The organism is Enterobacter vonholyi (assembly GCF_040834095.1).
Taxonomy (GTDB): Bacteria; Pseudomonadota; Gammaproteobacteria; order Enterobacterales; family Enterobacteriaceae; genus Enterobacter; species Enterobacter vonholyi.
The window spans coordinates 2,622,984-2,642,416 of sequence record NZ_CP162152.1; the positions used below are offsets into that span (position 1 = coordinate 2,622,984).

The 19,433-nt window shown below is 54.0% G+C and carries 19 protein-coding genes and 1 pseudogene; 11 read left to right on the forward strand and 9 right to left on the reverse strand.

Going from position 1 to position 19,433, the window contains the following annotated elements; translation table 11 throughout:
- Nucleotides 1-21 precede the first annotated feature (21 nt).
- From pabB to AB3N39_RS12375, 4 genes are all read left to right on the forward strand, one after another.
- Entirely contained in the window at nucleotides 22-1,347 is a 1,326-nt protein-coding gene (gene pabB / locus AB3N39_RS12360) for an aminodeoxychorismate synthase component 1 (protein ID WP_133294670.1), read from the forward strand.
- Nucleotides 1,348-1,353: 6 nt separating this feature from the next.
- On the forward strand, nucleotides 1,354-1,932 hold the full coding sequence (locus AB3N39_RS12365; protein WP_111964789.1) for a CoA pyrophosphatase: 579 nt from the start codon (nucleotides 1,354-1,356) through the stop codon (nucleotides 1,930-1,932).
- Between the two features lie 184 nt (nucleotides 1,933-2,116).
- Nucleotides 2,117-3,481, forward strand: coding sequence for an L-serine ammonia-lyase (sdaA, locus tag AB3N39_RS12370; protein WP_023312197.1), 1,365 nt, complete (start codon nucleotides 2,117-2,119; stop codon nucleotides 3,479-3,481).
- Nucleotides 3,482-3,611: 130 nt separating this feature from the next.
- A complete protein-coding gene (locus AB3N39_RS12375) occupies nucleotides 3,612-5,210 on the forward strand; it encodes a cyclic diguanylate phosphodiesterase (RefSeq protein WP_133294672.1) in 1,599 nt (532 codons plus the stop codon).
- A 6-nt stretch (nucleotides 5,211-5,216) separates the two neighbouring features.
- Here the strand turns inward: AB3N39_RS12375 and yoaE are convergent, their stop codons facing one another.
- Entirely contained in the window at nucleotides 5,217-6,776 is a 1,560-nt protein-coding gene (yoaE, locus tag AB3N39_RS12380) for a CNNM family cation transport protein YoaE (protein ID WP_111964792.1), read from the reverse strand.
- Between the two features lie 463 nt (nucleotides 6,777-7,239).
- Here yoaE and manX point away from each other — a divergent pair, with 463 nt between their 5' ends.
- The 5 genes from manX to mntP all read left to right on the forward strand — a co-directional run bounded on the left by manX (nucleotide 7,240) and on the right by mntP (nucleotide 11,395).
- Nucleotides 7,240-8,205, forward strand: a complete 966-nt coding sequence (manX, locus tag AB3N39_RS12385) for a PTS mannose transporter subunit IIAB (protein ID WP_367896764.1) — start codon at nucleotides 7,240-7,242, stop codon at nucleotides 8,203-8,205.
- Nucleotides 8,206-8,251: 46 nt separating this feature from the next.
- The gene (manY, locus tag AB3N39_RS12390; RefSeq protein WP_008500490.1) at nucleotides 8,252-9,052 is read left to right on the forward strand and encodes a PTS mannose transporter subunit IIC; all 801 of its coding nucleotides are present in this window, start codon (nucleotides 8,252-8,254) and stop codon (nucleotides 9,050-9,052) included.
- Nucleotides 9,053-9,064: 12 nt separating this feature from the next.
- The gene (locus AB3N39_RS12395; RefSeq protein WP_028018668.1) at nucleotides 9,065-9,916 is read left to right on the forward strand and encodes a PTS mannose transporter subunit IID; all 852 of its coding nucleotides are present in this window, start codon (nucleotides 9,065-9,067) and stop codon (nucleotides 9,914-9,916) included.
- Nucleotides 9,917-9,971: 55 nt separating this feature from the next.
- Nucleotides 9,972-10,430, forward strand: a complete 459-nt coding sequence (locus tag AB3N39_RS12400; protein ID WP_136195767.1) for a DUF986 family protein — start codon at nucleotides 9,972-9,974, stop codon at nucleotides 10,428-10,430.
- A gap of 398 nt (nucleotides 10,431-10,828) precedes the next feature.
- Entirely contained in the window at nucleotides 10,829-11,395 is a 567-nt protein-coding gene (gene mntP, locus AB3N39_RS12405) for a manganese efflux pump MntP (protein WP_127731419.1), read from the forward strand.
- Here mntP and rlmA read toward each other — a convergent pair.
- The 7 genes and pseudogenes from rlmA to mgrB all read right to left on the reverse strand — a co-directional run bounded on the left by rlmA (nucleotide 11,392) and on the right by mgrB (nucleotide 16,626).
- Nucleotides 11,392-12,207 carry a 23S rRNA (guanine(745)-N(1))-methyltransferase gene (rlmA, locus tag AB3N39_RS12410; RefSeq protein ID WP_133294675.1) on the reverse strand — a complete coding sequence of 272 codons (816 nt, stop codon included), beginning with the start codon at nucleotides 12,205-12,207 and terminating at the stop codon, nucleotides 11,392-11,394. The genes mntP and rlmA overlap by 4 nt on opposite strands.
- Before the next feature lie 65 nt (nucleotides 12,208-12,272).
- Nucleotides 12,273-13,979 (reverse strand): peptidoglycan glycosyltransferase FtsI, encoded by a 1,707-nt coding sequence (gene ftsI, locus AB3N39_RS12415; protein WP_136195768.1) that lies wholly within the window; start codon nucleotides 13,977-13,979, stop codon nucleotides 12,273-12,275.
- 231 nt (nucleotides 13,980-14,210) lie between these two features.
- On the reverse strand, nucleotides 14,211-14,420 hold the full coding sequence (gene cspE, locus AB3N39_RS12420; RefSeq protein WP_001062678.1) for a transcription antiterminator/RNA stability regulator CspE: 210 nt from the start codon (nucleotides 14,418-14,420) through the stop codon (nucleotides 14,211-14,213).
- Nucleotides 14,421-14,433: 13 nt separating this feature from the next.
- Nucleotides 14,434-14,578: pseudogene (locus AB3N39_RS12425) on the reverse strand (DUF2627 domain-containing protein).
- A gap of 526 nt (nucleotides 14,579-15,104) precedes the next feature.
- Nucleotides 15,105-16,094 (reverse strand): MBL fold metallo-hydrolase, encoded by a 990-nt coding sequence (locus AB3N39_RS12430; RefSeq protein ID WP_367896765.1) that lies wholly within the window; start codon nucleotides 16,092-16,094, stop codon nucleotides 15,105-15,107.
- A gap of 23 nt (nucleotides 16,095-16,117) precedes the next feature.
- Nucleotides 16,118-16,408 (reverse strand): YebO family protein, encoded by a 291-nt coding sequence (locus AB3N39_RS12435; RefSeq protein WP_111964798.1) that lies wholly within the window; start codon nucleotides 16,406-16,408, stop codon nucleotides 16,118-16,120.
- A 74-nt stretch (nucleotides 16,409-16,482) separates the two neighbouring features.
- Nucleotides 16,483-16,626: a PhoP/PhoQ regulator MgrB gene (gene mgrB / locus AB3N39_RS12440; protein WP_013096124.1), complete on the reverse strand. Its 144-nt coding sequence runs from the start codon at nucleotides 16,624-16,626 to the stop codon at nucleotides 16,483-16,485.
- A gap of 161 nt (nucleotides 16,627-16,787) precedes the next feature.
- Here mgrB and AB3N39_RS12445 point away from each other — a divergent pair, with 161 nt between their 5' ends.
- Nucleotides 16,788-17,027: a YobH family protein gene (locus AB3N39_RS12445; RefSeq protein ID WP_111964799.1), complete on the forward strand. Its 240-nt coding sequence runs from the start codon at nucleotides 16,788-16,790 to the stop codon at nucleotides 17,025-17,027.
- A 61-nt stretch (nucleotides 17,028-17,088) separates the two neighbouring features.
- On the opposite strand, the gene kdgR is transcribed toward AB3N39_RS12445, so the two are convergent.
- The gene (gene kdgR / locus AB3N39_RS12450; RefSeq protein ID WP_136195770.1) at nucleotides 17,089-17,880 is read right to left on the reverse strand and encodes a DNA-binding transcriptional regulator KdgR; all 792 of its coding nucleotides are present in this window, start codon (nucleotides 17,878-17,880) and stop codon (nucleotides 17,089-17,091) included.
- Between the two features lie 179 nt (nucleotides 17,881-18,059).
- Between kdgR and AB3N39_RS12455 the strand changes: the two genes are divergently transcribed.
- Nucleotides 18,060-19,433, forward strand: a complete 1,374-nt coding sequence (locus AB3N39_RS12455) for an MFS transporter (protein ID WP_136195771.1) — start codon at nucleotides 18,060-18,062, stop codon at nucleotides 19,431-19,433.

Here is a 19,433-nt window from a genome sequence, read left to right on the forward strand (position 1 = left end):
CTGCCCGGTAGTATGCCACACATGAACATGCGCTTCCCCACTGTTATTACCCTGCCCTGGCGAACAGACGCCGCTGAATACTGGTTTGCCCGCCTGAGCCATCTTCCGTTTGCGATGCTGCTGCACTCCGGTCATGCGGACCACCCCTACAGCCGCTTCGACATTCTGGTGGCCGATCCGCTAAAGACGCTGACAACCGATGACCTGTCCTTAACTGGCGATCCGCTGGCGCAGCTTCAGCAAGCCATTAACGCGCTGGGCTTATCAGCCGCGCCGAACCCGGACTTCCCTTTTCAGGGAGGCGCGCTGGGCCTGTTTGGCTACGATCTGGGTCGCCGTTTCGAAGCGCTGCCCGAGCATGCGCAGGCTGATATTTCCCTGCCCGACATGGCCGTGGGGCTGTACGACTGGGCGTTAATTGTCGATCACCAGAAAAAAACGGTTTCCCTGCTGAGCCATCATGACGTGAAGGCGCGTCTGGCGTGGCTTGAATCGCAGCAGCCTGCACCGGCACAGACGTTCACATTGACCTCCGGCTGGCGCTCAAATATGAGTGCAGCGGAGTATGCCGAAAAATTCGCTCGCGTTCAGGCATACCTGCAAAGCGGTGACTGCTATCAGGTTAACCTCGCCCAGCGTTTCCAGGCGACGTATCAGGGAGACGAGTGGCAGGCGTTTACCCGTCTTAATGCCAGCAACAAGGCGCCGTTTAGCGCGTTTGTGCGTCTGGAACAGGGTGCAATACTCAGTCTGTCACCCGAGCGATTTATTCATCTGGCCGAGGGCACGATTCAAACCCGTCCTATTAAAGGCACCTTGCCGCGTCTTGCCGATCCCGACGCCGATCGCCAGCAGGCGGAAAAACTTGCCGCCTCGCCGAAAGACCGCGCCGAGAACCTGATGATTGTGGACCTGATGCGTAACGACATCGGCCGTGTCGCCGAACCGGGCAGCGTGCGCGTGCCGGAACTGTTTGTCGTCGAGCCTTTCCCGGCAGTGCATCATCTGGTCAGCACCATAACCGCGCGTCTGCCCGCCTCTCGCACCGCCTGCGATCTGCTCCGCGCCGCGTTTCCGGGCGGCTCCATCACCGGCGCGCCAAAGGTGCGGGCGATGGAGATCATTGATGAGCTGGAGCCGCACCGCCGCAACGCCTGGTGCGGCAGCATCGGCTATATCAGCCTGTGCGGCACCATGGATACCAGCATTACCATTCGCACGCTGACGGCCTGCGACGGAAACCTTTACTGTTCGGCCGGGGGCGGTATTGTTGCCGACAGCCAGGTCGACGCGGAATATCAGGAAACCTTTGATAAAGTTAACCGTATCCTGAAACAACTGGAGTAATCACGGGTGGAAAAAGAGAACCTGACGCTGGATGATTTTTTATCTCGATTTCAGCTACTAAGACCGCAGGTCAACCGCGAGGCGCTGAATCAGCGTCAGGCGGCCGTGCTGATCCCGGTCGTGCGTCGCGCGCAGCCGGGCCTGCTGCTCACCCAGCGTTCTCCCCATTTACGCAAGCACGCGGGTCAGGTCGCCTTTCCGGGTGGCGCAGTAGACAGCTCCGACGCCTCGCTGATTGCCGCCGCGCTGCGTGAAGCGCAGGAAGAAGTTGCCATTCCGCCTGAGACGGTGGAGGTCATTGGCGTGCTGCCGCCCGTAGATAGCGTCACCGGTTTTCAGGTCACGCCGGTGGTAGGTATTATCCCGCCGGACCTGCAGTATCACGCCAGCGTCGATGAAGTCTCTGCAGTGTTTGAAATGCCGCTTGAAGAGGCGCTCCGGCTAAGCCGTTATCATCCGCTGGATATTCATCGACGAGGGCATGACCATCGGGTCTGGTTGTCCTGGTATCAGCATTATTTTGTCTGGGGCATGACGGCGGGCATTATTCGTGAACTGGCGTTGCAAATCGGCCTGAAGCCTTGACTATACTTTACATTCCATCCTTTTTCGCAGGTTTGCGATCCGCGTCGCGCTATTAGCAAAACCCATCGTCAACCATTAGTTTAATTCATGTGAATAGTTAAGCCGAGGTCGGTGTTCCCTCTTACACTATGCGCAGTTATAACATCGTTACTGGAACCCCGGTAACCCTGTCAGGAGTGTGAAAGTGATTAGTATATTCGACATGTTCAAAGTGGGAATTGGCCCTTCGTCTTCCCATACTGTTGGCCCGATGAAGGCCGGTAAACAGTTCGTCGATGATCTGGTCGAAAAAGGATTACTGGAAAGCGTTACCCGTGTCGCCGTGGATGTTTACGGCTCGCTGTCATTAACGGGTAAAGGCCACCACACCGATATCGCCATTATTATGGGTCTGGCAGGCAATATGCCGGATACCGTTGATATTGATGCCATCCCGGCATTCATCCGCGACGTGGAAACACGCGGCCGCCTGCTGCTGGCAAACGGCCAGCAGGAAGTCGATTTCCCGCAGGATGACGGCATGCGTTTCCGTAGCGACAACCTGCCGCTGCATGAAAACGGCATGACCATTCACGCTTACAGCGGTGAAAAAGAGATTTACAGCAAAACGTACTACTCCATCGGCGGTGGCTTCATCGTGGATGAAGAGCATTTTGGCAAAGATAGCGTCGGCGACGTCAGCGTACCGTACCCGTTCAAATCGGCTACCGAGATGCTGGGCTACTGCAAAGAGACCGGTCTTTCACTGTCCGGCATGGTGATGCAGAACGAACTGGCCCTGCACAGCAAGAAAGAGATTGAAGACTATTTTGCTAACGTCTGGCAAACCATGCGCGCCTGTATCGATCGCGGGATGAACACCGAAGGCGTTCTGCCGGGTCCACTGCGCGTGCCGCGTCGTGCCTCCGCCCTGCGCCGTATGCTGGTGACCACGGACAAGTTTTCCAACGACCCGATGAACGTGGTCGACTGGGTAAACATGTTTGCCCTGGCGGTTAACGAAGAAAACGCCGCCGGTGGACGCGTCGTGACGGCGCCAACTAACGGCGCGTGCGGTATCGTTCCGGCAGTGCTGGCGTATTACGATCACTTTATTGAGCCCGTGACGCCTGATATCTACATCCGCTATTTCCTGGCGGCAGGTGCAATCGGTGCGCTGTACAAGATGAATGCCTCCATTTCCGGTGCGGAAGTGGGCTGTCAGGGTGAAGTCGGCGTGGCCTGCTCCATGGCGGCGGCGGGTCTGGCAGAGCTGCTGGGCGCAAGCCCTGAGCAGGTCTGCGTGGCGGCTGAAATCGGTATGGAGCATAACCTCGGTCTGACCTGCGATCCGGTCGCGGGCCAGGTGCAGGTGCCGTGCATTGAGCGTAACGCGATTGCCTCGGTGAAAGCCATCAACGCCTCACGTATGGCGATGCGCCGTACCAGCGAACCTCGCGTATCGCTGGATAAGGTGATTGAAACCATGTACGAAACCGGTAAAGACATGAACGCGAAATACCGCGAGACGTCCCGTGGTGGCCTGGCCATTAAGGTGCAGTGCGACTAATACTGCTTTTCGCCCATCTGCAACGGATGGGCGAATTTCCCTCTTCTTTCTCGTCTCCTTCTGCTTTCCCCACTACACTTTCACTGTTGCGTCCGGCTTTTGTGGCTGGTGGCTTATCAGGCGACCGTTCATGCAAACTGCACAAACGATCATTAAAAACTATCGCCGAAAACGCGTTATCGTCTGTGTCACGGTTGCGCTCCTCACGCTCATCCTGACGTTAGGCATTCGCTTTATTTCGCAGCGCAATGTTAACCAACAGCGGATCCTCGATTTTACCAGCCACACCGTTCGCGCCCTTGATAACGTCCTGCTTTCTTTAGAGAACCGCCGCAGCGTGCTGCAGCCCCTGGTGGGGCAGCCCTGCCCGCAGGCGCACCTCGCGCTGCGAAAGCAGGCAGCCATTTTGCAGACGGTACGCTCCATCGCCCTGATTAAAGACGGTATTCTGTACTGCTCGAGTATTTTCGGCAGCCGCAATGTGCCCGTTCGCGACTTCCTGAAAGAATTACCCGCCAGCACAGCGAAGCTGATTTTATCGAGCGACCAGTGGCTGCTTAAGGGTAGCCCGATATTGATCCAGTGGTATCCTGTTTCTCAGGACGGTGAAGCAGGCGTCATCGAGATCATTAATATCGATCTGATCGCCAAAATGATTCTGGAGCCCCAGCGCCCGCTCATCAATGACGTGGCGCTGACCGTAGGCGATCGCTTTCTGCGCTATGGACAACGCGTCAGCGACAGCCTGACGTTTGATAAGGAAGGCTCGCTTTTCCAGCAATCATCAACCCGAAATCCTTTCACCATTACGGTCAGCGGGCCAGGCCCTGGAGAGTTAGCCTTAAAAAGCCTGCCAGCCCAGCTGCCTCTCGGGCTTATGCTGAGCCTGCTGCTGGGCTATCTCGCCTGGCTGGCAACGGCAAACCGGATGAGCTTCACGTGGGAGATCGATATGGGGATTGCGGGCCGGGAATTTGAGCTTTTCTGCCAGCCGCTGGTGAATGCCCGTACCCAGGCGTGCACTGGCGTGGAGATCCTGCTGCGCTGGAATAATCCGCGTCAGGGATGGATCTCTCCGGAAGTGTTTATTCCTCTGGCAGAAGAACATAACCTGATTGTCCCCCTGACCCGCTATGTGATCGCCGAAACGGTGCGCCAGATAGGCTACTTTCCCGCCAGCGCCGGTTTTCACATCGGCCTTAACGTCGCTGCCAGCCATTTCCGTAACGCGGTGTTGATACAGGACCTGAACCGTCTATGGTTCAGCGCCAGTCCGCGCCAGCAGCTGGTGATTGAGCTAACGGAACGGGATGCGCTGCTGGATGCGGATTATCGCATCGTGCGCGAACTGCATCGCAAAGGGGTGAAGCTCGCTATCGACGATTTTGGCACCGGCAACAGCTCTCTCTCCTGGCTTGAAAAGCTGCACCCGGACGTGCTGAAAATTGACCAGTCCTTCACCACCGCCATTGGTACAGACGCCGTGAATTCAACGGTGACGGATATGATTATTGCGCTGGGCCAGCGGCTGAATATTGAACTGGTTGCTGAAGGGGTCGAGACAGAGGAGCAGGCGCGCTATTTGCGCCGCCATGGCGTGCCTGTTCTGCAGGGCTTTTTCTATGCGCGGCCGATGCCGCTACGGGATTTTCCTAAGTGGCTGGCGGGAAGCGCGTCCCCGCCAGCGCATCATAACGGGCACATCGTGCCCTTAATGCCGCTGCGCTAAGCCGGCTTACTCATCTTCGTCGTGGGCAGATTGTTCTTTAACAATACGCACCATATCAACGCGATAGTCGTTGGCTTCAACGATCGTAATGTGCAGCGGCGAAAGCTCGATCACATCTCCGACGCGCGGGATTTGCCCGTTAACCGCGATAACCAGACCGGCAACGGTCGCGATGTCTTCTTCATCGTTGATGACGTTTTCCAGCCCCAGCGTATGCGAGAGCGCGTGCAGGTCGGTGGTACCTTTAACCAGCCAGCCTTCACCGTCGGCAACGATCTCTGGCGTTTCGTCTTCATCCGGGAATTCACCGGCAATCGCTTCCAGCACGTCCAGCGGCGTGACCAGCCCCTGCACCACGCCAAACTCGTTGGTGACGATAACAAAGCTACCGCGAGCGCGGCGCAGCACCCCGAGAAGGTTGATCGGATCCAGCGTTTCCGGTACGACAATCGCAGGCGATGCGGCAGCAACGGCTTCCACGTTGACGCCCTCTTCCAGGGCCACCAGCATCTCTTTCGCCCGCACGACGCCGATGATCTCATCCAGCTCGCCGCGACAAACCGGGAACAGGCTGTGCGGTGAAGAGAGCAGCTGCTGGCGAATTTCATCCACGCTCAGGTTAGCATCGACCCAGCTGATTTCACCGCGCGGCGTCATGATGCCGCGCAGCGAGCGGGAGGCCAGAGAGAGCACGCCGTTAATCATGTAGCGTTCCTGTTCTACAAACGCCCCTTCAGGCACCGGAACCGGGTTGTGGTTTTCGGAATCAGACTGAACGTTCACCTGACGGCGACCGCCCATCAGGCGCAGAATGGCATCTGCGGTACGGGCGCGCAGCGGCTGATTTGACTGCTGCTTAATAAAGTTACGACGCGCAATCTGGTTGAACAGCTCGATCAGGATCGAGAAGCCAATCGCGGCGTACAGGTAGCCTTTTGGAATATGGAAGCCAAAACCTTCCGCCACCAGGCTCAGACCGATCATCAGCAGGAAGCTCAGACACAGCACGACCACCGTCGGATGCTGGTTGACGAAGCGCGTCAGAGGCTTTGAGGCCAGCAGCATGACCGCCATCGCAATGACGACAGCCGCCATCATTACCGGCAGATGATTCACCATGCCGACCGCCGTGATCACCGCATCCAGCGAGAAGACGGCATCAAGCACCACAATCTGCAGCACTACCACCCAGAAGCTGGCATAACCTTTACCGTGCCCATCATCGTGCTGACGGTTTTCCAGCCGCTCGTGTAGCTCCGTCGTCGCTTTGAAAAGCAGGAATATCCCCCCGATCAGCATGATTAAATCACGCCCTGAGAAGGTGTAATCCATGACGGAGAACAGCGGTTTGGTCAACGTGACCATCCAGGAGATGACGGAGAGCAGTCCCAGTCGCATGACCAGCGCCAGCGAGAGACCAATCAGACGCGCTTTATCACGCTGTTTTGGCGGCAGTTTGTCCGCAAGGATGGCGATAAACACCAGGTTATCAATGCCGAGAACAATCTCGAGCACTACCAGCGTGAGCAATCCCACCCAGATTGACGGGTCCATTAAGAATTCCATGACAAGCTCCTGCTAAAGGAATGACGAAACGGTGCCCCACTCAACGTGGGCAAAACAGAGGTAGACAGAGTCGATACGTGGCGAGGATCGCCGGTGAATAAGGCGCGAAATGGCCTGGCAGATGACTGACGTCGGTGACGGTCCATATAGTGGGCTGTAGCCCTATACTCCTGAACAATTAAACGGAGGCTAAACATATCAGAGACAATGTGTTTTTAGCAAAGATTTACGTTCCTTTGCAAAGTTCTGTAACACAGCGGCTTTACTCTACGGATAAATCTCTAACGCGAGGCTAAATTACGGATCTTCATCACATAAATTATTTTTTCACTATCTAAAATAATTCGCGGAAGTCTTAGTTTTTTTGAACTCTAACCCTTATCTGAATCGATTCGGTTCGCCAATACGATTCTCAGTACGGCTGCCTGGCAGGCGTATTAATGATAATAAAAGGAGGTAGCAAGTGACCATTGCTATTGTCATAGGCACACATGGTTGGGCTGCTGAGCAGCTACTCAAAACGGCAGAGATGCTGTTGGGCGAGCAGGAAAACGTCGGCTGGATCGATTTCGTTCCCGGTGAAAACGCCGAGACGCTGATAGAGAAGTACAACGCTCAGCTCGCGAAGCTGGATACCAGCAAAGGCGTGCTGTTTCTCGTTGATACATGGGGCGGCAGCCCGTTCAATGCCGCCAGCCGCATTGTCGTCGATAAAGAGCACTATGAAGTTGTCGCCGGGGTCAATATTCCCATGCTGGTGGAAACCCTCATGGCGCGAGACGACAATCCGTCCTTCGATGAGCTGGTTGCGCTGGCCGTTGAAACCGGTCGCGAAGGGGTAAAAGCCCTGAAAGCACAGCCGGTTGAAAAACCTGCCCCTGGGCCTGCTGCGGCACCAAAAGCAGCTGCACCGGCAAAACCAATGGGCCCGAACGATTACATGGTGATCGGCCTTGCGCGTATTGATGACCGCTTAATCCACGGTCAGGTTGCCACGCGCTGGACCAAAGAGACCAACGTTCGACGCATCATCGTGGTCAGCGACGAAGTGGCCGCCGATACCGTACGTAAAACCCTTCTGACTCAGGTTGCTCCTCCTGGCGTTACCGCGCACGTCGTGGATGTCGCCAAGATGATTCGCGTTTACAACAACCCGAAATACGCGGGCGAACGCGTGATGCTCCTGTTCACTAACCCGACAGACGTTGAGCGCATTGTTGAAGGCGGCGTGAAAATCACCTCCGTGAACATTGGTGGTATGGCATTCCGTCAGGGCAAAACGCAGGTCAACAACGCCATTTCAGTCGATGCGAAAGATATCGAGGCATTCAACAAGCTGAATGCGCGCGGTATTGAACTGGAAGCCCGTAAGGTTTCCACGGATCAAAAACTGAAAATGATGGATTTGATCGGCAAAGTTGGGAAATAAGCCCCCGCCGGTTCTCATATAAAGTTTATGTAATAGGAGAAGTGCAATGGAGATTACCACTCTTCAGATTGTGCTGGTGTTCGTCGTCGCATGTATTGCGGGTATGGAATCCGTACTTGATGAATTTCAGTTCCACCGCCCTCTGGTAGCCTGTACGCTGATTGGGGCCGTTCTGGGTGACATGAAAACCGGTATCATCATCGGTGGTACCCTGGAAATGATCGCCCTGGGCTGGATGAACATCGGCGCGGCAGTTGCGCCCGATGCCGCGCTGGCCTCTATCATTTCTACCGTTCTGGTTATTGCCGGTCACCAGAGTATCGGTGCAGGTATCGCCCTGGCGATCCCGCTGGCAGCCGCAGGCCAGGTGCTGACTATCATCGTTCGTACTATCACCGTTGCCTTCCAGCACGCGGCGGATAAGGCGGCCGAAAACGGCAACCTCACGGCACTGTCGTGGATCCACGTTTCATCCCTGTTCCTGCAGGCGATGCGTATCGCGATCCCGGCGGTTATCGTGGCGATCTCTGTCGGTACCAGCGAAGTGCAGAGCATGCTGAACGCCATTCCTGAAGTGGTCACCGGCGGTCTGAATATCGCGGGCGGTATGATCGTGGTCGTCGGTTATGCGATGGTCATCAACATGATGCGGGCAGGCTACCTGATGCCGTTCTTCTACCTCGGCTTCGTGACCGCTGCCTTCACCAACTTCAACCTGGTTGCACTGGGTGTTATTGGTGCGGTAATGGCGATTCTCTACATCCAGCTCAGCCCGAAATATAACCGCGTCGCGGGTGCCCCAGCGCAGGCTGCTGGTAACAACGATCTCGATAACGAACTGGACTAACAGGTGAGCGAAATGGTTGATATGACAAAAACTACCACCGAGAAAAAACTCACTCCGGGTGATATTCGTGGCGTGTTCATCCGTTCTAACCTGTTTCAGGGTTCATGGAACTTCGAACGTATGCAGGCGCTCGGCTTCTGCTTCTCCATGGTTCCGGCGATCAAACGCCTGTATCCGGAAAACAACGAAGCGCGCCGTCAGGCGATCAAGCGTCACCTGGAATTCTTTAACACTCATCCTTACGTTGCGGCTCCGGTTCTGGGCGTAACGCTGGCGATGGAAGAACAGCGTGCAAACGGCGCAGAGATCGACGATGGTGCCATCAACGGTATTAAAGTCGGCCTGATGGGTCCGCTGGCCGGTGTCGGTGACCCTATCTTCTGGGGTACCGTGCGTCCGGTCTTCGCAGCGCTGGGGGCAGGTATCGCGATGAGCGGCAGCCTGCTTGGCCCACTGCTGTTCTTCATCCTGTTTAACGCCGTGCGTCTGCTGACCCGTTACTACGGTGTGGCCTACGGCTACCGTAAAGGGGTGGACATCGTTAAGGACATGGGCGGCGGCTTCCTGCAGAAACTGACTGAGGGGGCGTCAATCCTGGGCCTGTTTGTCATGGGAGCACTGGTTAACAAGTGGACGCACGTGAACATCCCGCTGGTGGTATCGACCATCACCGGTCAGGATGGTCAGACCCGCGTCACCACCGTGCAGACGATTCTGGATCAGCTGATGCCGGGCCTGGTGCCGCTGCTGTTAACCTTCGCCTGCATGTGGCTGCTGCGTAAGAAAGTGAACCCGCTGTGGATTATCGTTGGCTTCTTCATCATCGGTATCGCGGGCTACGCTGTCGGCCTGCTGGGTCTCTAAGTTTCAACGCTATTGGCCGGGGGCTTGCCCCCGGTTTTTTTTATCTGGAGGATGAATGACTGTCACGGACATCGTACTGGTTCTATTTATTGCTGCCCTTCTGGCTTACGCGATCTATGACGAGTTCATCATGCCGCGCCGTCACGGCGAGACGCTGCTCTCCCTTCCCCTTCTGCGACGCGGGCGCGTGGATGCGTTTATCTTCGCGGGTCTCATCGTTATTCTTATTTACAATAACTTCACCAGCCATGGTGCAATATTAACCACATGGTTATTATGTGCGCTGGCATTAATGGCTGTTTATCTGTTCTGGATCCGTACGCCGAAAATCATTTTTAAATCACGCGGATTTTTCTTCGCCAATGTATGGATAGAATATAACCGTATTAAAGAGATGAATTTGTCGGAAGACGGCGTGCTGGTGATGCAATTAGAACAACGCCGCCTGCTTATTCGGGTGAAGAATATTGACGATCTGGAAAAGATATACAATTTACTCCTGAAAACTCAATAGCTTAGATATATAGCAACGGCTATATTCTGCGTTTGTCTTGTGCAAGAAATATAGCCGTTGCTATATCCCATTCGTTAATTTGATCTCTATTTGTTAACGATATCTTCACGCTTAAAGACAAATGAAAATCGTTATCAACAAACGTTTTAAATAATGCCTCCTCATTGTTGTTTTATATTCTCAAAATATGTTAAGGTTGCGCCCGTCGTTGGGGAGTAGCCGATTTCCTGTTTACAGGAAATGTACGTGTCAACATACTCGTTGAAAAACGTGGCGCGTACGGATCGCTTACTGCACATCTTATGTGCATTGGGATCAGGCGAGACCATAGATACATCAACTGCTGTTTACTGGGGGCAGTGATGTGTCATATGGATATCCCCGGTCTGGACGCTGTTATGAATATCTCCGCTACGATCCTCCTCGCTTTTGGCATGTCCATGGACGCATTTGCTGCATCCATCGGAAAAGGCGCCACGCTTCACAAACCTAAATTCTCAGAAGCCCTGCGTACCGGCCTGATTTTTGGTGCGATCGAAACGCTGACCCCGCTTATCGGCTGGGGACTTGGCATGCTCGCCAGCCAGTTCGTGCTGGAGTGGAACCACTGGATTGCCTTCGTCCTGCTGGTGTTCCTCGGAGGCCGAATGGTCATTGAAGGTTTTCGCGGCGGTGATGAAGATGACGAGGAGCCGCAGCAGCGCCACGGATTCTGGCTACTGGTCACCACGGCAATTGCCACCAGCCTTGATGCGATGGCCGTCGGTGTCGGTCTGGCATTCCTGCAGGTCAATATTATCGCCACCGCGCTGGCCATTGGCTGTGCAACCCTGATTATGTCCACGCTGGGCATGATGGTCGGACGGTTTATCGGCCCGTTGTTGGGTAAACGCGCAGAGATCCTGGGCGGGATTGTGCTCATTGGCATTGGTGCCCAGATCCTCTGGGCACACTTCGCCGGTTAATCTTCGCGCTGCCAGACGTGGATGCTGAAATCCGTCTGGCAGTGAAATATTGTGTGTGCAGCTAACGTTCCCCATACTTCCGGTTTTGCCCGCCATGCGAACGGCGTCATCTGCAGCAACGCGGTGGCCTCTTCCCCTGTGAGCGACATATCATACGCCACGGTTTGCTCCTGCTTCAGGCTAAAACCGGCCAGCTGTTCAGAATGAGGGGCATGCAGACGTACTTCGTCGTAGATCAGACCTTTCAGCTCCATCAGATGGCGCGGGCCCGGCGTCACGGTGATAACCCATCCGCCCGGTTTCACCACGCGAGCCAGTTCTTCCGCTTTGCAGGGCGCGTAAATGCGGATAACAGCATCCATGCTGGCATCATCAAACGGCAGTCGGTGGCTGGATGCCACGCAGAACATCACTTCCGCGTAACGCTTTGCCGCCGCACGAATGGCCACTTTCGACACGTCCAGACCGAATGTGTTTAGACCCTTATCACGGGCAACCTCTGCAAATCGTGCGGTGTAGTACCCTTCCCCACAGCCGATATCCAGCACGGCGGTGGCTGAAGCAGGCAGTATGTCATTCACCATATGCGCGACGGCCTCCCGCAGCGGCAGATAGTGCCCGGCATCAAGAAACGCGCGACGCGCCTGCATCATCTCTGCACTGTCGCCTGGATCGCGGGAACGCTTATGCTGCACCGGCAAAAGATTCACATAGCCTTCTTTTGCCATATCAAACTGATGCCCCTGCGGACAGGTATAACTTTTATCTGAGTGCGTCAGGGGCGCGTGGCAAAGAGGACAGCTGAAGGACATGGTGACTCCGGAGCATAATCAAAGGGCGAAGTGTACCGCTATTCGCCCTGGTTATAAACGCCCGGTTAACGCATAACGATTAGGTGATCGGAACCCGCCGGTAGCCCGTCAGGTTTCACATTTTCCAGACGCAGCACGTTACCCATAATTTCACTGAAGACAGGCGCGGAGACGGCCCCGCCGTAGTAGGCGCCATTTTGCGGATCGTTAATGACCACCACCAGGGCAAATCGCGGATCGCTGGCAGGCGCAACGCCGGCAGTATAGGCGACGTATTTATCGACGTACTTCCCGCTATCGTCAATTTTCTTCGCCGTACCGGTTTTCACCGCCACCCGGTAATCACGAACGGCCGCCTTCACGCCCCCGCCGCCGGGCAGCGCGACGCTCTCCATCATGTGCTCCACCTCGTGCGCAATCTCTTCCGGCATGACGCGGTGCCCGATAACGGGTGGATCGATACGCGTAATCGAAAGAGGTCGCTCGAGCCCGAAGCCGCCAATCGTGGCGTAGACGTGAGCCAGCTGGAGCGGCGTTACCATCAACCCGTAGCCGAAGGCAAAGGTCGCCCGGTCGAGCTGGCTCCAGTATTTACGCTGGGGCAGCAGCCCCGCGCTCTCCCCCGTTAAGCCAAGCCCCGTATTCGTACCAAAACCAAAGTTTCGATAGGTATCAATAAGGTGCTGGACAGGCATCGCCAGCGAAAGTCGGGACACGCCGGTGTCGCTCGATTTTTGCAGGATCCCGGTCATCGTCAGTTCAGGATAATAGCCCACATCGCGGATACGATGCCCGTCCAGGGTATACGGATGAGTGTCAATCACGCTGTCGGGCTGAACCAGACCCTGCTGCAGGGCCGTCATCAGCACCAGCGGCTTGACGGTCGAACCGGGCTCGAACGTATCGCTGATCGCGCGGTTGCGAAAATCATTTATCGTCGCACCTTCCCGATTATTGGGATTGAAATCCGGATAGCTCGCCATCGCGAGTATTTCCCCGGTTGGGATATTAATGAGCACCGAAGCACCCGACTCGGCCTTATTCCAGGCCACGGCATTATCAAGCGCATCTTCAGTAATGGTCTGCAGCCGCTCGTCAATACTCAACTGAATGTTATGCGCTGGCGAGGGTGCCACTTCCGTCAGGTTTTCAACCACGCGACCGTAGCGATCTTCCCTTACCTGCCGAACTCCGGCCTTGCCGGTCAGCTGCGCGTTAAAGCTTTTTTCCATGCCTTCAATGCCCTGCCCGTCAATATTGGTGAAGCCAATCAGGTTCGCTGCCACATGGCCTGCAGGATAAAAACGGCGGGATTCATCGCGTAAATTGATGCCGGGCAGATTCAGCTTATCGATCCACTTTGCCTGTGCGGGATCGACCTGGCGGGCAAGATAAATAAAACGCCCCTGCGGGTTGGCGTTAATTCGCGCCGAGAGTGTGCCCAGGGAGAGATGCAGCGCATTTGCCAACGCCTGCCAGCGTTCATCAACGCCAACGCCTCCTTTTGCCAGCACCGTTTTAGGATCGGCCCAAACGGCCTGGACAGGCACGCTCACCGCCAGGGGTCGACCTGCGCGATCCATTATCATGCCGCGCGGCGCATCAATCGTCAGCTGGCGGAGGGATCGCATATCTTCCTGCTTTACCAGATTGTCAGGCTTGATGATTTGCAGCCAGGCAACACGGCCCAGCAAAAAAGCCAGACTACAAAAAATCGCTAAGCAGAGCAGTGCAAAACGCGCCGGCGTGAAATTGCCAGCGGTCGTAATCATTTTCTTCTTCACCTGAACCCCAGGACTGTAAAACAACGCCCTGATTTAACGGGAAAAGATGCGTTATGGGTGGCAAAACAGTGCTACTAACCTCGCAGCTTTGCAACAAGTTACTAACAAGACCGCGAATGGTAATATTTTGAAAGATAAGGGACATAAAAAAGCCCCGCGGTATGCGAGGCTTTATGTCTGAGAGTGAAGTGCTAAGCGCTTCAGTCAGCAGCGGTTCGATCAGATAGCAGTTACGTTAACTGCAGCTGGGCCTTTCTGGCCGTCCTGAATTTCGAACTCAACGTTCTGGCCTTCAGCCAGAGTTTTGAAGCCGTTACCCTGGATTGCAGAGAAGTGTACGAACACGTCTTTGCTGCCGTCAGCAGGAGTAATGAAACCAAAACCTTTAGACTCGTTGAACCACTTAACTTGACCTTTAATCTTTGCCATTTTGCAAAATTCCTTAGAGTGTTTTCTTAGCCCGCAGGCATTAACTGAGATAAAACTGAGACATTACTGCATGAGGCACTAATATAAGGTTCGGCAGAGAAGCGGTATTCAACGACAACGTGTTTACTCAGGACTTCTTTACTGAAAATGCCACACATAAACAGAACTGTACCTCGTTTGACCCAAAACGTGTTATCACACACTATGTTTAATATGGCAAGCCATTTTTAAACATGTCTCGATCCGCCGCACAAATTCGAACAGTGCCTGTCAGGTTTTGCACAATTATGCGCATCATGTACAGACAGCCCTGCTGCGTAACAAAGACCCAGCATTGCTTGCACAACCGCTGTAATCTAAGACTTTTTTAACATAGCTCAATCATTACGAACCGTCCAGCAACCGGGAAAAGAAATCTTACGTCTTGATTGAGTTAGAACAATTTGTGAAAACTTATGCTTAAATCATTGTAACGCGACCAAATTGTTTCAGAGAAAAAACACTGTTAAAAAACCACTTCCGTCTGTATTAAAATGCACCAGTTAATAAAACAGCGTTATGCACCAAAATAATGAAATTTTTATGACTCTGCATCAAAAGAAGGCAAGCAAAACGTTTCGATAAAAATAAAACATTCCTGCGAGCGTTTACATCAAGAATATATGCAACAATTTAACGCTTCGTTTATAAGGATAAATATTCACCAATTTTCAGTATCCTGAAAGAATCATTAACTGGTGCTAAATTATCGAGCGCGTTAGTTAACTCCTGCACAGGTTCATCTAGCGCTTCATCTGCCAGTTCAAATACGCCCCAGTGGATGGGAAACGTCAGTGGACAGCCCAGCTGCTGCCACAATGCCACCGCAGATTGCGGATCCATATGATGGACAGCCATGAACCATCGTGGGGCATAGGCACCAATCGGTAAGGCGGCAGCATCTATCTGGCCCAGGCGTTCAGGAATCAACAGCAGCTCAGGTGAATAGCCGGTATCACCGCTGAACCAGAAACGGTGATGCCGTCCTTCCATCACCCAGCCGCACCACAAGGAACGATTGCGGTTCCATGGCGTGCGCATGCTCCAGTGCTGTGCCGGTACGGCGGTCAGCGTCATCCCCTGCCAGGTGAAACTCTGCCACCAGTCAAGCTCAACTACGCGTTTTGCTCCCCGACGACGAAACCAGTCGGCCAGACCCAGGGGAACAAAAACACTAACGTCGGGAAAGCGCTTGAGAATTCGGCGAATGGTCGCGTCATCAAGATGATCGTAATGATTATGGGAGATGACGACCGCATCAAGCTGATGAAGTTGCTCGACAGACAGTACGGGAGGCGTTTTGCGCTGTGGTCCCAGGAAAGGGAGCGGAGAAGCGCGCCGTGAAAATACCGGATCGGTAAGGATAATATTACTGTCCAGCTGCAGCAACACGCTCGCGTGTCCGAGCCACCATACCCCATCTCCATGAGGTTGCGTGAGCTCTACAGGTTGCCACCAATGTTGGATAAAATCTTCATAACCCAGCGCAGGTGGTTTCGGTAAACCGGCCTCTTTACGCGCTTTACGCCAACGGTCAATGTCGCCGGGTTGATGTCCGACAGGGAGGGTATTACGAAAACCGTTCGGGGTATGATGTTTCAGGGAGGGGTCATACCAGGGGTTTTTCCAGACCACAGCCACCTCCCAGGACAAAAAGATTAACGCTCAGCCACCAGGCGGATAAAGTCATCTTCGTCTTTGTTTTCTTCGACGACCGCGTCTTTCGGCGCGTCTTTCTCTTCCGGTTCGTTAGCCTCACACAGACGGCGTAGCAGCGCATTCTGACGTTTTTGCTGATCGAGCAGCGCTTCCAGCAGTTCGATCTGCTCGTTAGTCCGGGAGCTGGCTCGGTTCACGAAAAACCAAATGACCAGACCCACGAGCAGAACAACCAAAGAAATCATCAGGGATGCTATATTCAGCAGCCCTGAATTCAGTAACTCACCCATTTCACCACCTCAATAAAAACGTCTATTTTACCACTGGCGCGAAGGAAGGAAATCACGTTGAGAAAAAATGTCTCTTACCACGGAATAAACTTGTTGATTGCGCAAACGCCGCTAAAAAACTGTACATCCTGATCGCACATCACATTGATCGTCTGCGTCCATAACACCACGCACGCTATCAGCACGATAACCAGAATCACCCAGCGTATTTTTTTCACTCCACACTCCGTCTTAAAACCTGATGTAGCGAGGTTATCACGCTTATCTTAAACAAGGACTAACTGTGCCTCTATCACGCTTTTTTTCAGAATCATGCACTTGTTTCATCACGTAAACACATTACGCTAGCATTACGATAACAACGATAAAAGAGGTAATGATGCGCTTTATTGTTCGAACAATTATTGTACTCGCCCTTGTCTGGATTGGCCTTCTGTTATCGGGCTATGGCGTGCTCGTGGGGAGCACCGAAAACGCAGCCGGGTTAGGCATTCAGTGTAAATATTTAACAGCACAAGGAATGAGCACAGCCCAGTATCTGCATACTGACAGCGGGATCGTTGGCTTAACCCACTGCCCTGTACTGCGTAAAACATCCGTCGTGATTGATAATGGCTAATCAGTCTGATTATGACGCAAAAAAACGCCGCATCAGATGCGGCGTTTTTTACGAAGAGGGATTAAAACGGGTATTCGTGATATCCCATCTGTGCAGAAATTTTACGTGCGGCAGTGTGCAGAATAGCCACATACTCATGCAAACGCTCTTCAGAGAAGCGTAAGGTTGGGAAGGAGATACTTAAGCCCGCAATCACCACGCCAAAGCGGTCAAACACCGGAACGCCTATGCAGCGCAGCCCCTCTTCCTGCTCTTCATTATCTTCGCCATACCCCTGCTGGCGTACGTGATCCAGCACCGTTAACAGTGCGTCTGTGCTGGTAATGGTTCGTGAGGTACTTTGCTTGTATTCAACGCCTTCGAGGATCTGCTTCACTTCCTCACGATCGCGCCACGCCAGCAGAACCTTACCAATTGCGGTACTGTAGAGCGGGTTGCGACGACCAATGCGCGAATACATGCGCAGATTGTACATGGAGTCGATTTTATGGATGTAAACAATACTGTCTTCATCCAGCGCACCGAGATGGATGGTCTCTTTAGTCAGACGAGAGATTTCGCGCATCTGAATATCAGCGCTGCGGATCAGGTCAACATTTTGTAGCGCGCGGGCACCCAGTTCAAACAGCTTCAGCGTCAGAGAATATTTTTCAGATTCGCCTTCCTGGGCGACATAGCCCAGCGACTTCATGGTTTGCAAAAAGCGATATACGGTGCTTTTAGACATCATCACGCGCTGCGACAACTCTGTAATACCTATTTCACGCTCTTCTCCCAGCGCCTGTAAGATGCCAAACACCTTCAGCACGGAAGAAACAGAATCTGGCTGTTTATCCAAATCCGCAATAGCCATTTACCACCTCATAGAGAGTGTTTTATAAAAATCAGAACCGGTTTTTATTATAAGTTCCCGTCATGTCACCTGCAATCAATCCGCGTTTACTTCGTTACAAATCTGCGACATATCGCGGCTGTAACAATGCTAAAATAGTTATCCTGAGAATAATTTCACGCTGAGCTTTTTTAATCTTAATGGAAAAGACCCTTTCCGATGGCCTGCCTTTACCCCTGCGGTATGGCGCGATAGCCACCATCATTATCGGTATCTCAATGGCCGTCCTTGACGGCGCAATCGCGAACGTTGCCTTGCCAACCATCGCCAGCGACCTGCACGCCTCTCCCGCCAGTTCGATATGGATAGTTAATGCCTACCAGATTGCGATCGTGGTTTCCCTGCTCTCGTTCTCTTTCCTGGGCGATATGTTCGGTTACCGTCGGGTGTATCAGTGCGGTCTGGTGGTTTTCACCTTCACGTCCTTGCTATGCGCCCTTTCGGATTCACTGCATACCCTGACGCTTGCCCGCATTGCGCAAGGTTTTGGCGGCGCGGCGCTCATGAGCGTAAACACGGCGTTGATCCGCTTAATTTATCCGCAACGCCATCTGGGGCGCGGCATGGGGATAAATTCTTTTATAGTCGCCGTCTCTTCTGCCGCCGGACCAACCATTGCGGCGGCGATCCTTTCCGTTGCGTCATGGCAATGGCTGTTCGCTATTAACGTGCCGCTGGGTATTGTCGCCATCTTCTTTGCCCTGCGCTTTCTACCCGCTAACGGTCCCAAAAGCACCATGCCGCGCTTCGATGTGGCGAGTGCGGTGATGAATGCCCTGACCTTTGGCCTGCTTATTACGGCGTTGAGCGGCTTTGCGCAGGGACAGTCCCTGATGCTTACCGGTGTGGAGCTTATCGCTCTGCTGGCGATCGGCTTCTTCTTTGTTCGCCGCCAGCTCACTCTCCCTGTACCTTTACTGCCCGTTGACCTGTTGCGTATCCCCCTCTTTTCCCTCTCCATTTGCACGTCCGTCTGCTCCTTCTGCGCCCAGATGCTGGCCCTGGTTTCTCTGCCCTTCTTTTTGCAGAGCGTGGTAGGCCGTTCAGAAGTGGAGACTGGCCTGCTGTTAACCCCCTGGCCGCTGGCGACAATGGTGATGGCGCCGCTGGCAGGTTACCTCATTGAACGCGTCCATGCCGGTTTATTGGGCGCTTTGGGGCTGGCGGTGATGGCGACAGGTCTTTTCGCGCTGGCTCTGCTGCCGTCATCGCCAACCGATCTGGACATCATCTGGCGCATGATCCTCTGTGGCGCGGGGTTTGGCCTGTTCCAGTCCCCTAACAATCACACCATTATCACCTCCGCGCCGCGTCATCGCAGCGGAGGTGCCAGCGGCATGCTGGGGACCGCTCGACTTCTGGGGCAAAGCAGCGGAGCGGCGCTGGTCGCCCTGATGTTTAACCTCGCAGGACAAAACGGCAACCATATTGCGCTTCTCACCGCAGGTGCCCTTGCCTCTCTCGCCGCCATCGTCAGCGGCCTGCGGGTGACCCAGCCCAGGGTTCAGGCATAA

Bases quoted from the DNA above. Each gene is read 5' to 3' on its own strand.
- pabB (WP_133294670.1), top strand. From the start codon at position 22: ATGAACATGCGCTTCCCCACTGTTATTACCCTGCCCTGGCGAACAGAC.
- AB3N39_RS12375 (WP_133294672.1), top strand. From the start codon at position 3,612: ATGCAAACTGCACAAACGATCATTAAAAACTATCGCCGAAAACGCGTT.
- yoaE (WP_111964792.1), bottom strand. From the start codon at position 6,776: ATGGAATTCTTAATGGACCCGTCAATCTGGGTGGGATTGCTCACGCTG.
- manY (WP_008500490.1), top strand. From the start codon at position 8,252: ATGGAGATTACCACTCTTCAGATTGTGCTGGTGTTCGTCGTCGCATGT.
- AB3N39_RS12395 (WP_028018668.1), top strand. From the start codon at position 9,065: ATGGTTGATATGACAAAAACTACCACCGAGAAAAAACTCACTCCGGGT.
- AB3N39_RS12400 (WP_136195767.1), top strand. From the start codon at position 9,972: ATGACTGTCACGGACATCGTACTGGTTCTATTTATTGCTGCCCTTCTG.
- mntP (WP_127731419.1), top strand. From the start codon at position 10,829: ATGAATATCTCCGCTACGATCCTCCTCGCTTTTGGCATGTCCATGGAC.
- rlmA (WP_133294675.1), bottom strand. From the start codon at position 12,207: ATGTCCTTCAGCTGTCCTCTTTGCCACGCGCCCCTGACGCACTCAGAT.
- ftsI (WP_136195768.1), bottom strand. From the start codon at position 13,979: ATGATTACGACCGCTGGCAATTTCACGCCGGCGCGTTTTGCACTGCTC.
- cspE (WP_001062678.1), bottom strand. From the start codon at position 14,420: ATGGCAAAGATTAAAGGTCAAGTTAAGTGGTTCAACGAGTCTAAAGGT.
- AB3N39_RS12435 (WP_111964798.1), bottom strand. From the start codon at position 16,408: ATGGGTGAGTTACTGAATTCAGGGCTGCTGAATATAGCATCCCTGATG.
- AB3N39_RS12445 (WP_111964799.1), top strand. From the start codon at position 16,788: ATGCGCTTTATTGTTCGAACAATTATTGTACTCGCCCTTGTCTGGATT.
- kdgR (WP_136195770.1), bottom strand. From the start codon at position 17,880: ATGGCTATTGCGGATTTGGATAAACAGCCAGATTCTGTTTCTTCCGTG.
- AB3N39_RS12455 (WP_136195771.1), top strand. From the start codon at position 18,060: ATGGAAAAGACCCTTTCCGATGGCCTGCCTTTACCCCTGCGGTATGGC.